This is a genomic window from Comamonas piscis (assembly GCF_014109725.1).
Lineage (GTDB): Bacteria > Pseudomonadota > Gammaproteobacteria > Burkholderiales > Burkholderiaceae_C > Comamonas > Comamonas piscis.
The window spans coordinates 2,562,272-2,574,908 of record NZ_CP058554.1; the positions used below are offsets into that span (position 1 = coordinate 2,562,272).

Annotated in this window: 12 protein-coding genes; 9 read left to right on the forward strand and 3 right to left on the reverse strand. The window is 64.5% G+C overall.

Features of this window, described 5'->3' with window-relative positions; all coding sequences use genetic code 11:
* Window positions 1-16: 16 nt before the first annotated feature.
* From HS961_RS11435 to HS961_RS11450, 4 genes are read left to right on the forward strand one after another with little or no spacing between them, the layout of a single operon-like run.
* Window positions 17-640, forward strand: a complete 624-nt coding sequence (locus HS961_RS11435; RefSeq protein WP_182327998.1) for a GbsR/MarR family transcriptional regulator — start codon at window positions 17-19, stop codon at window positions 638-640.
* A 12-nt stretch (window positions 641-652) separates the two neighbouring features.
* On the forward strand, window positions 653-2,095 hold the full coding sequence (locus tag HS961_RS11440; protein WP_182328000.1) for an efflux transporter outer membrane subunit: 1,443 nt from the start codon (window positions 653-655) through the stop codon (window positions 2,093-2,095).
* Window positions 2,096-2,105: 10 nt separating this feature from the next.
* Complete coding sequence (locus HS961_RS11445) at window positions 2,106-3,299, forward strand: efflux RND transporter periplasmic adaptor subunit (RefSeq protein ID WP_182328002.1); 1,194 nt, start codon at window positions 2,106-2,108, stop codon at window positions 3,297-3,299.
* Window positions 3,296-6,376: an efflux RND transporter permease subunit gene (locus tag HS961_RS11450; protein ID WP_182328004.1), complete on the forward strand. Its 3,081-nt coding sequence runs from the start codon at window positions 3,296-3,298 to the stop codon at window positions 6,374-6,376. The genes HS961_RS11445 and HS961_RS11450 overlap by 4 nt, the downstream gene beginning before the upstream one ends.
* 78 nt (window positions 6,377-6,454) lie before the next feature.
* Here the strand turns inward: HS961_RS11450 and HS961_RS11455 are convergent, their stop codons facing one another.
* Together HS961_RS11455 and HS961_RS11460 are read right to left on the reverse strand one after the other, a co-directional pair.
* Window positions 6,455-6,649, reverse strand: coding sequence for a hypothetical protein (locus HS961_RS11455; RefSeq protein WP_182328006.1), 195 nt, complete (start codon window positions 6,647-6,649; stop codon window positions 6,455-6,457).
* 164 nt (window positions 6,650-6,813) lie between these two features.
* The gene (locus HS961_RS11460; protein WP_182328007.1) at window positions 6,814-7,068 is read right to left on the reverse strand and encodes a hypothetical protein; all 255 of its coding nucleotides are present in this window, start codon (window positions 7,066-7,068) and stop codon (window positions 6,814-6,816) included.
* Window positions 7,069-7,293: 225 nt separating this feature from the next.
* On the opposite strand from HS961_RS11460, the gene HS961_RS11465 reads away from it, so the two are divergent.
* Together HS961_RS11465 and HS961_RS11470 are read left to right on the forward strand one after the other, a co-directional pair.
* On the forward strand, window positions 7,294-7,596 hold the full coding sequence (locus tag HS961_RS11465; protein WP_182328008.1) for a DUF883 family protein: 303 nt from the start codon (window positions 7,294-7,296) through the stop codon (window positions 7,594-7,596).
* A gap of 279 nt (window positions 7,597-7,875) precedes the next feature.
* Window positions 7,876-8,997: a trypsin-like serine peptidase gene (locus tag HS961_RS11470; RefSeq protein ID WP_182328009.1), complete on the forward strand. Its 1,122-nt coding sequence runs from the start codon at window positions 7,876-7,878 to the stop codon at window positions 8,995-8,997.
* A gap of 19 nt (window positions 8,998-9,016) precedes the next feature.
* Here the strand turns inward: HS961_RS11470 and HS961_RS11475 are convergent, their stop codons facing one another.
* Window positions 9,017-9,439 carry a hypothetical protein gene (locus HS961_RS11475; RefSeq protein ID WP_182328010.1) on the reverse strand — a complete coding sequence of 141 codons (423 nt, stop codon included), beginning with the start codon at window positions 9,437-9,439 and terminating at the stop codon, window positions 9,017-9,019.
* A gap of 251 nt (window positions 9,440-9,690) precedes the next feature.
* Between HS961_RS11475 and HS961_RS11480 the strand changes: the two genes are divergently transcribed.
* From HS961_RS11480 to ligK, 3 genes are read left to right on the forward strand one after another with little or no spacing between them, the layout of a single operon-like run.
* Window positions 9,691-10,893 (forward strand): 4-oxalomesaconate tautomerase, encoded by a 1,203-nt coding sequence (locus tag HS961_RS11480; protein WP_182328011.1) that lies wholly within the window; start codon window positions 9,691-9,693, stop codon window positions 10,891-10,893.
* Window positions 10,883-11,911, forward strand: coding sequence for an amidohydrolase family protein (locus HS961_RS11485; protein ID WP_182328012.1), 1,029 nt, complete (start codon window positions 10,883-10,885; stop codon window positions 11,909-11,911). The genes HS961_RS11480 and HS961_RS11485 overlap by 11 nt, the downstream gene beginning before the upstream one ends.
* A 32-nt stretch (window positions 11,912-11,943) precedes the next feature.
* The gene (gene ligK / locus HS961_RS11490) at window positions 11,944-12,627 is read left to right on the forward strand and encodes a 4-carboxy-4-hydroxy-2-oxoadipate aldolase/oxaloacetate decarboxylase (protein WP_182328013.1); all 684 of its coding nucleotides are present in this window, start codon (window positions 11,944-11,946) and stop codon (window positions 12,625-12,627) included.
* Window positions 12,628-12,637: the final 10 nt, after the last annotated feature.

The following is a 12,637-nucleotide window of genomic DNA, read 5'->3' on the forward strand; positions in this document are numbered from 1 at the left end:
TGACCGAACAATATGAATGGCGGTGAATGTGACCCAGCAGGACAAGGCGAAAGCGGCATTGGAGGCGCGCGAGCTGTTTATCGAGCGCAATGCGATCCAGGCGGAGACCAGCGGTCTGCCGCGTATTGCAGGGCGCCTGATCGGTATTTTTTTGCTCGATGGCGGGCCCATCAGCTTTGCGGAACTGGCCGAGCGCATGCAGGCCAGCCGGGCCAGCGTCAGCACCAATACCCGCCTGCTGGAGCGCCTGGGCATCATTGAGCGGGTAGCAATGCGGGGCGAGCGGCAAGATTTTTTCAGCCTGCGGGCCAACCCCTTTTTGATTGTGCTGGAGCAGAGCATTGCGGACTGCCGGCGCTTTACCAGCTATGTGGATGAGCTGCTGGCTGCCAGCCCGCTGCCGGCAGAGGCCAGTGCGCGGCTGCTGCAGGCCCAGGATTTTCACCAGGTGACGGCGCAGACTTTGCAAGAGCTGTTGGCCAAGCTGGCCCAGCGCCCCAAGCAGGCGGTGCATGTGGTGCAGGCGCCGCAGCCCGCCGCTGCGGCCACCAGCCGGTCCAAGGCCACCAATCCCAAAGCCCAACCCAAGGCCAAAGCCAGCAAGCCCCGCGCTGCGTCCGGCCGCAAGGCGCAACCCTGAGTCGACCCCGCCATGAAGCAGATTTTTTGGGCGGCAGCGCCCCTGTGTTTGGCAGCCCTGTCGGGTTGCTCGTCGGTGCCCGATGCCCCCGCGCCGGCGCCAGTGGTGGCGTCGCAGTTTTCGGTGCCCGGTTCCACGCCGGCCAAGGATGCGGCCTTGCCCGCCCTGGATACCTGGTGGACGTTGTTTGAGCAGCCGCTGCTGAACCGCCTGATGGACCAGGCACTGGCCAGCAGCACCGAAGCGCGCATGGCACTGGCACGGATACGCGAGGCCCGGGCGCTGCGCGAGGCCGCGCTGACCCAGTACCAACCGCAGGGAGGACTGCGCGCCAGCGGCGACCGCCGCAATGTGCAGCGCTTGGGCGGTGCATCAACGGGCGGCGTCGGCCTAGGCCGGCAAAGCAGCGCCGGGTTGGATCTGCAGGTCTCCTGGGAGCTGGATGTGCTGGGCCGGGGCGATGCGCTTTCGCGCCAGTCGGACGGCAACTATGGCGCGGCACTGTATGGCGCCTATGCCGAGCGGGCCACTTTGGTGGCTGAAGTGGCACGCAGCCTGTTTGAGGCCCAGCGCCTGACCGCTGCGTTGGCCGATGCGCAGGCGACGATCACCATCCAAACCCGCTTGCAGCAGGTGCTGGCGCGCAAGCTGGAGCGCGGTCTGGTGGCGCTGGCCGATGTGGCGCGGGTCGATGCCAGCTTGCTGGCGGCCCAGGCCAATGCGCTGGTGCTGCAGTCGCAACTGGATGCCGCGCGCCGCGCCTTGCTGGTGCTGGTGGGGCAGGGCGACCAGCCTTTGTCCGCCTTGGTGCTGGACGACAGCCAGACCCGGGCGCCAGCGCTGCCGCAGGCCTTGCCGGCAGATTTGCTGGCGCGGCGCCCCGATGTGCTGCAGGCCCAGGCCCAGATGGATGCAGCCGCTGGCGGGCTGGAACTGTCGCGCCTGGCGCTGCTGCCCAGCATCACCCTGACCCCCGGGCTGGGGCTGAACTGGCAAAAGCAGGGCGCGTCGCTCAGCACCGGGCTGTGGTCGCTAGCAGGCAACCTGGCCATGCCGGTGCTGGACCGCCCGCGTTTGCTGGCCAATGCCCGCGCCCAGGGCGCCCGCGCTGAGCAGGCGGTGATCGCCTATGAGCAGGTGGTGCAGCGCGCTTTCTCCGAAACCGACCAGGCGCTGTTACGCATGGCGCCGGATGCACAACGGCTGCAGGTGCTGGCGCAGGCAGAGGCGCGTGCGCAGACCGCTTATGAAGCCGCACGCAAAGGCTATGACGCCGGTTTTTTTGACCTGGTGGTCGTGCTGGATGCCGAGCAGGTCTACCGCGATTCGCGCGGAGGCCTGACCCAGGCGCGTGCCGAGGCGCTGGCGCATGCCGTGCAGGTGTTCCAGGCGCTGGGGGGCGGTTGGCCCCGCGACGCGCTGGCGCTGGGCGCCGACACACAGAAGACGAATTGAGAGGGATGCAATGCTGAAAACAATAGCAAGTGGATGGCGTGTGGGCTTGGGCTGGGGTTTGGGATCGGTGGCCTTGCTGGGGCTGGTGGCCTGCTCGGAAGGCGGTGCGGATAAGACCTCCAAGCCGGTGGCAGAGCTGGTGCGCACGGTCAGCGTGGCCCAAGTGGAGCTGCGGCCCATGGGCGGGGTGCAGCAGGCATCGGGCCTGCTGGTGGCGCGCGAAGAGATTGCGGTTGGCTCGGAACTGGGGGGTTACCGGGTGGCGACACTGCTGGCCGATGAGGGCGACACGGTGCGTGCCGGCCAACCGCTGGCGCGGCTGGATGATGGCTTGCTGCAGGCCAAGATCGCCCAGGCCCAGGCCAGCCTGGTGCAGGCCCGGGCCCAGGCCAAACAGTCCCAGGCCGAGGCGGCGCGGGTCGAAGGGCTGGACGGCCAGGGCGTGCTGTCTGACGAGCAGATCCAACAGCGCCGCACGGCCGCAGCCAGCGCCAACGCAAATGCCGATGTGGCCGCCGCCAACCTGGCCGGGCTGCGCGTGGAGGCCGAGCGAATGGTGCTGCGCGCCCCCGTGGCCGGCGTGGTGCTGCAGCGCAATGTGCGCCGGGGCGATGTGGCCAGCGCCGGGGGCGAGGCGATGTTCCGCCTGGCGCGGGACGGCATGGTGGAGCTGGCCGCCGAGGTGCCCGAGGACCAGGTGGACCGGATCCAGCCAGGCAGCAAGGTGGCTGTGACTCTGGCATCGGGGGTCGAGCTGGAGGGCCAGGTGCGCCTGCTGTCGCGACGGGTGGACGACAAGACCAAGCTGGCCCAGGTGCGGGTGGTGCTGCCAGTGCGGGCTGATCTGCGCCCGGGCGGTTTTGCGCAGGCGCGGTTTGCCCAGGCTGAGGCGCCGGTGGCCGCAGTGCCAGAGAAAGCCATTCACTTTGAAGCCGGTGGCCCGCAGCTGGCCACTGTGGATGCGGACAGCCGCATTCGCAAACTGCCCGTTACCCTGGGTGCCCGTGCCCAAGGCTGGGTGGCCTTGCGCGATGGCCCGCCGGTGGGCACCCGCCTGGCCTTGGGGGGCGGTGCCTTTGTGCTGGAGGGGGACCGGGTGCAGATCAATGCCGCAGCTGCGGAGCCGATACCGGAACCAGTACCAGTGCCTGCGCCAGCCAGCAAAGCCGCTGAGGCGGCGCCCAAGACAGGGAGCCCGCGATGAAGTTCCGGATTTCCGCCTGGTCCATCCAGAACCCAATCCCGGTGGTGGTGCTGTTTATCGCCATCCTGGTCGCGGGGCTGATGGCCTACCGGGCTATGCCGATCAAGCTTTACCCGGATGTGTCCTTCCCCATCGTGCAGGTGGCAGTGGCCCTGCCCAGCGCGGCAGCGACCGAGGTGGAAACCCAGGTCACCCGGGTGGTGGAAGACGGCGTGGCCAATGTGGCGCGGGTCAAGCATGTGATCTCGACGGTGACCCAGGGCATGTCTCTGACCTTGGTGGAGTTTGAGATTGGCCTGGACCCGCAGCGCGCGGTGGATGAGGTGCGTGCAGCAGTGGACCGGGTGCGCGCCAATTTGCCGGCCAGCATTGAGCCGCCGATTGTGGAGCGCCTGGACTTTGATTCCATGCCCTTGCTGACCTATGCGGTATCGGCGCCGGGCATGGACGATGTGGAATTGAACTGGTTCATCGAGGATGTGGTGGCGCGCAAGCTGGTGGCGCTGACGGGGGTGGGCCAGGTGACCCAGGTGGGAGGGGTGGCCCGCGACATTACCGTGACCCTGGACCCCGCCAAGCTGCAGGCGCTGGGGCTGACGGCGGTGGCTGTGAACGAAGCGCTGCGCGCCCACAACCTGGATGCATCGGGTGGCCGCACGCAGATTGGCGCGCAGGAGCAGCAGGTGCGTATCCTCGCTGCCGCTCCATCGGTGCAAGATCTGGAGCAGCTGGTGATTGCTACGCGTGACGGCCGCCATCTGCGCCTGGGCGATGTGGCCACAGTGGCCAGCGGCGCGAGCGACCGGCGCGGTTTTGCCGCACTGAATGGCGAGGCGGTGGTGGGTTTTCAGGTGATGAAGACCAAGGCCGCATCGGATGTGAATGTGGAGACGGCGGTGGCCAAGGCGGTGGCCGCGCTGGCCAAGGAGCAGCCGGGCGTGACCTACCAATTGGTGTCGTCCGGCGCCAAAAACACCCGCGAGAGCTTTGATGCCACGGTAGCGACCTTGCTCGAAGGCATGCTGCTGGCGGCGGTGGTGGTGTTCATGTTCTTGCGCGACTGGCGCGCCACCTTGATTGCGGCGGTGGCCATGCCGATCTCGCTGATCCCCACGTTTGCGGTGATCCATTGGCTGGGCTATTCGCTCAATATGCTCTCCCTGCTGGCATTGACCTTGGTGATCGGCGTGCTGGTCGATGATGCCATCGTCGAGGTGGAGAACATCCAAAAGCGGGTGCAGGCGGGGGCATCGCCCTGGCGTGCATCGATGGAGGGGGCGGACGCGATTGGCCTGGCGGTGGTAGCGACCACCTTGGCCATTGCCGTGGTGTTTTTGCCCGTCGCCTTTATGGGCGGCTATGCCGGGCCGTACTTCCGCGAGTTCGGGGTGACGGTGGCCGTGTCGGTGATGTTCTCGCTGCTGGTGGCGCGCCTCTTGTCGCCGCTGATGTGTGCCTATTTGCTCAAGCCATCTGCCCAGCCGCATCCGCACAAGCCTTTTGTGGGCCGCTACCGCCGGCTGGTGGAGTGGACCTTGGCGCACCGCTGGCTGTCGATTGGCGGCGGGGTGCTGATTTTTGTCGGCTCGCTGGTGCTGGCCTCGTTGCTGCCCACCGGCTTTGCGCCCAAGGGCGATGGCGGCACGGTACAGATCAGCCTGCAAGGGGCGCCGGGTGCCACGACCGAAGACATGCGCGCATCCGCAGCCAGCCTGACGCGTTTGTTGCGCCAGCAGGGCGATGTGCAGGATGTGTTTGTCAGCGTGGGCAGCAGCCAGCGCGATGGCGATCCGCGCAAGGGCTCGGTGATTGTGCAGCTCAAATCGCCAAGGTCAATGACAACCAAGGCCTTCCAGGAGCATATGCGGCCCCTGCTGCTGCAGGTGCCCGATGTGCGGCTGAGCTACAGCGAAAGCGAAGGGGGCGGCACGCAGAACCTGCAGGTGATCTTGGGCGGCCATGATGGCGACTTGTTGCGCCGCACCGCCGCAGACGCCGAGCGCGAGCTGCGCAGCCTGCCGATGCTGGCCAATGTGCACCAGGTGGCGCCCAACCCGGGCCCCGAGCTGGTGATACGGCTCAAGCCCGATGCGGCCGCGCGCCTGGGCGTAACCCCCGATGTGGTGGCCGAGGTGGCGCGCATGGCCAGCCTGGGCGACCTGGATGCGACGGCCTCCAAGTTCAACACCGGGCGCCAGCGCCTGGCTGTGCGGGTGCGGCTGCCCCAGGATGCCCTGCGGGATCTGGATGGTATTGGCGCGCTGCGGGTGCCCACGGGGCAGGGCGGCACGGTGCCCTTGTCTGCCGTGGCGGACATGCATTTCCAGGTCGGCGAATCGCACATCGACCGCTTTGACCGCGAGCGCCGCATCACCCTGGAGGCGGAGGTGAATGGCGTGTCGCTGGGCCAGGCCAATGCGGCCGTGGATGCGCTGCCGTTCTTGAAGCACCTGCCCGAGGGCGTATCGCGCCCGCTCTATGGCGATGCCGAAGGCATGCAGGAGCTGTTTGCCAGCTTTGGCCTGGCGATCATGGCGGGGGTGGGGCTGATCTTTGGGGTGCTGATCTTGCTGTTCCGCAGCTTTGTCAAACCGGTTGTCATCCTGGCGGCGCTCCCGCTGTCCTTGGCGGGCGCCTTTCTGGCTTTGCTGGCGACGGGTGGGGAGCTGAACCTGCCGGTGCTGATTGGCTTGCTGATGCTGATGGGCCTGGCGGCCAAGAACTCGATCCTGCTGGTGGAGCATGCGGTGGAGGCCGAGCGCATGGGCAAGAGCCAGACCGAAGCGCTATTGGATGCCGCGCATGAGCGGACCCGGCCCATCATCATGACGACGATTGCGATGGCCATGGGCATGCTGCCCACCGCGCTGGGCGTGAGCAGCGGCTCGGAGTTCCGCCAGCCGCTGGCCGTCGCCGTGATTGGTGGCTTGGTGTCGTCCACGGCGCTGTCGCTGGTACTGGTGCCGGTGGTCTATGCGGTGATGGACGATTTTGAAAACTGGCTGCGGCCCAAGCTGGCCCGCTGGGTGACTTTGCCCAGCGTCCAGGAGCAGCAGGCGCTGGAAGCGCAGAAATAAGCGCGGCTTGCCTGCCGCCCCCGGCGCAGCCTCTGCGCCGGGAAACAAAAAGCCCGCTGATTCAAAGCGGGCTGTGTTTCACAAGCTGGAGTCCTTCCAATTGGGGACCGTAATGGGGCTGGTGAGTTGGTCAATCTTGGCGTCGATCAGCATCATCTTGGCGTGCTCGGGCGTACCTTCCTGTGGGTTCTGCATCAAGAGACTGGCACCTTCGGTTTTAAGCCGGTCCAGATAATCGTCTTGCGCAGCAACCTCCTGCTTTCGTTGCGACACGGCATACCTTCCTGTCAGGGCCACATCAACGGGCTCCAACAGCAACAGCTTAGTACGAAAGTAAGATTTATCCTATAGATGCATTTGAATAGTCGATACTGTTACAAGTAGAGACGGCAGCAACAGCAAGGGTCAGCAAGCCATTAAATCCACCTCCCTACCGCTCAGCTCGCTGGCTGCTTGCTGCCCTTAGGACGGCCATCGGGCGCTCTCGCATCAGTATCAACCAGGCCTCGCTTCAGATCGGTATGCGCTTGCTCCATCTCGGGCGATGGCTGTGGGCTGGTTTCCCCCACGGACTGGTCTTTTTCGTGGGGCATCTTGGCCTGCGTACCAGGGTCATGGGGCTGCTGTTTGCGGGTGGTATTGATCTTGGTTTCTTCGCTGTCGGGCGGGGTGTGGGGGTCTTTGTCGGGCATATATCCTCCAGGGGTTTGGATGCATGGTGGCCCAGGCGACACGGCTTGTGTGTAGGAAAACCGGGGGCACATGCTGTGCGTCAAAGCAGGGTTTGGCGCTACCGCTGCGGATACCAAGAGCCTTGCACGCAGATCCGGGCCGCTTTCCTACATGGCGTTAGTTTGTCTTTCTATAAGGTAATACCCAGAGCACATTTTGGGCTTCCGTACAAGAAAGGAACAAACATGTTTTTCAAGAAGCGACAAGTCAGCCTCGCCGATGTGAAGGGCGATGTCGACCAACTGGTGGGCGATGTGCGTGCACTGCTGTCCGTCAAGGAACTCGATGCGATCCCTGAGATCAAGCGCATTCGCGAACGCATGGATGAAGGCATGGGCATGGCCCGTGATTCCGCATCCCGTGCCATTGCGCAGACCAAGCACACGGCCGCGTGTACCGATAAGTACGCCCATGACGAGCCTTGGCACATCGCAGGTGCAGCCTTGGCCATCGGTGTGGTGCTGGGCTACACTGCCTGCCGCCGCTGATCGCTGATCTTTGGAGCCGGGTTTGCCGGCTCCTTGCGCTGTTTCGCACGCCATGTCCCTGCTGCACCTCTATTGGGCGGCAGGGATTTTTTGTGCCTTAAGGCCATATAGTCCGCACCGCCAAGGCCCCACGATATAGGCCATGCTTAGGTGCCGGCTTTAGCGCCCGGCGATGGTTCAGACATGCCAAGGCCGTATAGCTGTTAGACCACTTTTCTCATGGCACATGGTGGTCGCTGCCTCCAGGATGCGTGTTCTATAACACGAAAGGATGCTGCTATGCCATGGATTGATCATTGCCTATCTATCAGAGGTGGCGCGCTCAGCGGGGCTGCTTCTTCTCTCAGATGCCATCCTGTCCAACGGGCTGTTGCAGAGGGAAAATACCGTACGCCCTTCCTGCAGGGCTTTATCAGCCTTTCCAAGTTTAAGCAGATGTGCCGCGTGGTCAGCCTCTCGGGGATCTGTTGCTACGTTCCGGGCGTGTTGGCCGCCGCCCTTTCAGAGCACTTTTATGAAGAGGCGCCCGAGGCAGTGCTTGCGTATTGGACCGATGAAAAGCTGCGAGCCGTCAATGACAAAGGCGATGTGCCCATCAAGCCACCGGTGGCAGATCCGCTTGATTCAGATGGCGACGCCTGGGAGCGAATCGGCGCTTCACCTCCAGGCTTAGGTCGGTTGTTCTTTGTGCGACCCAATGGCCAAGACGCCTCCTGCACCGCGACCGTTGTCGAGGCTGCCTCCAGCGACGTGATAGTTACAGCGATGCACTGTCTGCACACTCGCAGCGAGCAAGGCGATGATGCATGGAGCGACCGCCTTCTGTTCTTGCCGGCCTTCCGCGATGGGGCCGGTCCGCAGGGGCGCTACACGATTCGTCGCCTGGTGGCGCCGGAGGGCGCTTTGGAGTCGGAGCAAGATGGCGCATTCCTGCAGGCGCGAGCCAGCAGCGAAGGAGCGAAGGTGGGCGATGTCGCCGGACAGCAAGCCATTCGTTTCGATGCACCGCTGACTGCAGGCCCACGCATTACCTTTGGCTACCCGGTCTGGGCCAATGCTTATGGCATCCTGCCGCCTCCGCCGCCCTACGACCTGGGCAACCCGGAGTACTCCGGTCAGCGACTCGCATACTGTGCGACGCAGCGCCCAGTTATCAACGGCTGCAAGGCGTTTGGCAGTGACATCGATCGAGAGTGGGGCATGCCCTGCGTGCAAGGGCCAGGATCCAGCGGTGGCCCCGCGATGATCGATTTCGACTTCGATACCGGGCTTGGCACCGTGGTGGGTACGAACAATATGGGAGTGGTGGTGGACGAGCGCGCCAACCTCTGCGCCAACCCACTGGATGAAGCCGGGCGCGAGGCGTTTGAATACATCAACCGCACCAGCCCTCGAGGCTAGCCCACACCTCTGACGCTGGCTAACGGCGAGGCATCGTTTCGTCCGTCGATGTAGCAGGAGGCGCCTCCACCCGTTTGACCTGGGCATCTTGTTGGGCTTTCAGGTATGCGGCCTGGGCATCTATTTTGCAGATGCCCACGGCATCACCGCGCATCTCGTTGCAGCGTTCTTTGGCCACGCGGTAGTCCGCATCGGCTCTGGCAATGCGCACTTGGTAGTTGTGGTCGGCATCGCCCAGTAGCTTGGCATCGCGCTCGGCCTGTGCCACACGCTGGCTGCCCTTGGCATCTTCAACACAAACCTGTTTGTCGTTGCCCTGCAGCGTTTGGCAATGCGCCATGGCCGTGCTGTACTGGGCGGCGATCCGATTCGTCTCCGCACGGATTTCCTCATCGCTCATGGCCAAGACGGTGGCCGCAGCGCAGAGGCTGGCGAGTGCCATGCCGACTTTTGACAAAGCCAAAGAAGTGGGTTGGGGTCTCTTGGTCTGCATGGCTACATGCTAGGAGGACGCGGCGCCTAGCCCTGACGGCAGCCGATGGCATCTGGCGTAGGACGGGCCGCTTTCCCCGCCACTCCCCATGCGTTCGAGCTATGCCTGCGGGTTATAGCTGCTAGGTCGCTGCACCCGTGGCTCTTTGCGGTGTCTATCCCCAGAATGGATACCTACAGAACAACAGGGGGAGCACAACCATGCCAACAGCGATTCCTTGCCTGCTGATGCGGGGCGGTACCTCCAAGGGGGCCTTCTTCAACGCTGCCGATCTGCCCCAGGATGCGCCCACGCGGGACCGGGTGCTGCTCGCGGCGATGGGCTCGCCCGACCGCCGGCAGATCGACGGCGTCGGCGGAGGGCATTCGCTGACCAGCAAGATTGGCATTGTCAGCCTGTCTGCGCAGGCAGGGGTTGACCTCGAGTTTCTATTTGCCCAGGTGCAGCCCGACCAGCAAATGGTTGATACCCGCCCCAACTGCGGCAATATGCTCGCCGCTGCGGTCCCTTTTGCACTGGCCAGCGGCATGCTCCAGGCCCAAGGCGAGCGTGCCACTTTTCGTGTGTTGGCCCGCAACACCGGCATGTTGGCTGATATCAGCGTGCCGCTGTCTGCCGGCCAGCTGGCAGATGGCGGAGACGCCCGGATTGATGGGGTACCAGGCAGCGCTGCCCCGATTGACATCTGCTTTCTAGAGACAGCGGGTTCGATCTGCAAGCAGTTGCTGCCCACCGGCCACCCACGAGAGCGCATGTCCGTGGCGGGCGAGGGCTTTGCGCCATTCAGCCTGGAGGTCACCTGTATCGACAACGGCATGCCCTTGGTGATCTTCAAGGCGGCCGACATGGGCGTCAGCGGCCATGAGACAGTGGCCGAGCTGGAGGCCAACACGGACCTGCGGCGCCGGATGGAGGCGCTGCGTCTCCATGCCGCGCAGGCCATGGGCCTGGGCGATGTCGCCGCCAGCAACTACCCCAAGATGACCATGGTGGCGCCGCCCCGGCAAGGCGGGGCGATCAGCACGCGCAGCTTCATCCCCCATGTCTGCCACGAGAGCATTGGCGTTCTGGCGGCCGTTACCGTCGGCACGGCGATCAGCCTGCCCGGCTCCATCTGCGAAGGGCTGGCCCAGCGGCCAGCAGACGCAGAAGTCGAAACGGTTGCCATCGAGCATCCCTCGGGGGTGCTGAGCGTGCGGCTGGGCCGTGCTGCCGCACAGGCGGATGCACCACCCCAGGTGGCCTTGCTGCGCACAGCACGGCTGCTGATGCGAGGCGAAGTGATGGTGCCCAGCGCTGTCTGGGCGGGGCGCGCATGCCGCGACACCGCAGGACGCCCAACTGTGGCACCCGTCCCCCAGCTACCCGAAAAAACAAATGGAGGAGCAACCCATGATCATTGACGTACACGGACACTACACGACCGCACCAGCGGCCTTGGGCCAGTGGCGCGACCTGCAGATGGCCGGTCTCCAGGACCCGCGCAGAACGCCGGGTGCCGCTGATCTGCGCATCAGCGATGACGAGATTCGCGAGACGATCGAAAACAACCAGCTCCGACTGATGCGCGAGCGCGGCCTGGACCTGACGGTGTTCAGCCCGCGTGCCAGCTTCATGGCCCATCACATCGGTGATTTTGAGACATCGAGTGCCTGGGCCGAGGTCTGCAATGAGCTGTGCTTTCGGGTCAGCGAGCTATATCCCGCGCACTTTGTACCTGCCGCGATGCTGCCGCAGTCGCCCGGTGTGGACCCCCGCAGCTGCATCACCGAGTTAGTCCGTTGTGTAGAGCAGTACGGCAATGTGGCGATCAACCTCAACCCCGATCCCTCGGGCGGGCACTGGTCCGCACCGCCGCTGTCCGACCGCTCCTGGTACCCCATCTACGAGAAGATGGTGGAGTACGACATTCCCGCGATGGTGCATGTCTCCACCAGCTGCAATGCCTGTTTTCACACCACCGGCGCGCACTACCTGAATGCCGATACGACGGCCTTCATGCAGTGCCTGGACAGCGCACTGTTCCAGGACTTTCCCAGCTTGCGCTTTCTGATCCCCCATGGCGGTGGGGCCGTGCCTTACCACTGGGGGCGCTTTCGGGGGCTGGCGCAGGCGCTGAACAAGCCTTTGCTGGAAGCGCATCTGCTGAACAACGTATTTTTTGATACCTGCGTCTACCACCAAGCGGGCATTGATCTGCTCAGCCGGGTGATCCCGGTGAAGAACATTCTGTTTGCCAGCGAAATGGTGGGCGCGGTGCGCGGTATCGATCCGCAAACGGGCCACTACTTCGACGACACCAAACGCTATATCGAAGCGACGCCACACCTCAGCCACGAGGACCGCAGCCAGGTCTATGAGCACAATGCGCGCCGCGTGTTTCCGCGCCTGGATGCCATTCTTCAACGGCAGGGTCGCTGAGGTCCCATTCATCTATCGACAAGGAAACTCTTATGTATGAACTCGGCGTTGTTTACCGCCATATCCAGCGGCCCGATCGCGCAGCGGCCGATGGCTTGGCTACCCTCGGCTCCGCCACGGTGCATGAAGCCATGGGCCGTGTGGGGCTGCTGGATCCGGGGCTGCGCCCGGTGCTTCCCGGCCAGCAGATTTCCGGCACAGCCGTCACCGTGCTGCTGCAGCCGGGCGACAACTGGATGCTGCATGTGGCTGCCGAGCAGATCCTGCCCGGCGACATGGTGGTGGCGGCGGTCACCTCCCCCTGCAGCGACGGCTATTTTGGCGATCTGCTGGCGACCAGTTTCCAGGCGCGCGGCGCGCGTGGTCTGGTCATTGATGCTGGTGTGCGCGACACCTATGCCTTGCAGGAGATGGGCTTTCCGGTCTGGAGCCGGGCCGTGTCGTCCCGGGGCACGATCAAGGCCACCTTGGGTTCGGTCAATATTCCCTTGGTCTGCGCTGGCATGTGGGTGAACCCGGGCGATGTCATCGTCGCCGATGACGATGGGGTGGTGTGTGTGCCGTCGGCCATGGTGGCTTGCACACTGGAGGAAGCACTGGAGCGCGAGCGAATGGAAGATGCCAAGCGGGCCCAGCTGGCGGCAGGCGTGCTGGGCCTGGACCTGTACCGGATGCGGGACCCGCTGGCCAAAGCCGGTTTGCGCTACATCGACTGAGGAGGGTGGC

Coding starts and splice junctions, on each gene's coding strand:
- HS961_RS11435 (WP_182327998.1), top strand. CDS start 17: ATGGCGGTGAATGTGACCCAGCAGGACAAGGCGAAAGCGGCATTGGAG.
- HS961_RS11440 (WP_182328000.1), top strand. CDS start 653: ATGAAGCAGATTTTTTGGGCGGCAGCGCCCCTGTGTTTGGCAGCCCTG.
- HS961_RS11445 (WP_182328002.1), top strand. CDS start 2,106: ATGCTGAAAACAATAGCAAGTGGATGGCGTGTGGGCTTGGGCTGGGGT.
- HS961_RS11450 (WP_182328004.1), top strand. CDS start 3,296: ATGAAGTTCCGGATTTCCGCCTGGTCCATCCAGAACCCAATCCCGGTG.
- HS961_RS11460 (WP_182328007.1), bottom strand. CDS start 7,068: ATGCCCGACAAAGACCCCCACACCCCGCCCGACAGCGAAGAAACCAAG.
- HS961_RS11465 (WP_182328008.1), top strand. CDS start 7,294: ATGTTTTTCAAGAAGCGACAAGTCAGCCTCGCCGATGTGAAGGGCGAT.
- HS961_RS11470 (WP_182328009.1), top strand. CDS start 7,876: ATGCCATGGATTGATCATTGCCTATCTATCAGAGGTGGCGCGCTCAGC.
- HS961_RS11475 (WP_182328010.1), bottom strand. CDS start 9,439: ATGGCACTCGCCAGCCTCTGCGCTGCGGCCACCGTCTTGGCCATGAGC.
- HS961_RS11480 (WP_182328011.1), top strand. CDS start 9,691: ATGCCAACAGCGATTCCTTGCCTGCTGATGCGGGGCGGTACCTCCAAG.
- HS961_RS11485 (WP_182328012.1), top strand. CDS start 10,883: ATGATCATTGACGTACACGGACACTACACGACCGCACCAGCGGCCTTG.
- ligK (WP_182328013.1), top strand. CDS start 11,944: ATGTATGAACTCGGCGTTGTTTACCGCCATATCCAGCGGCCCGATCGC.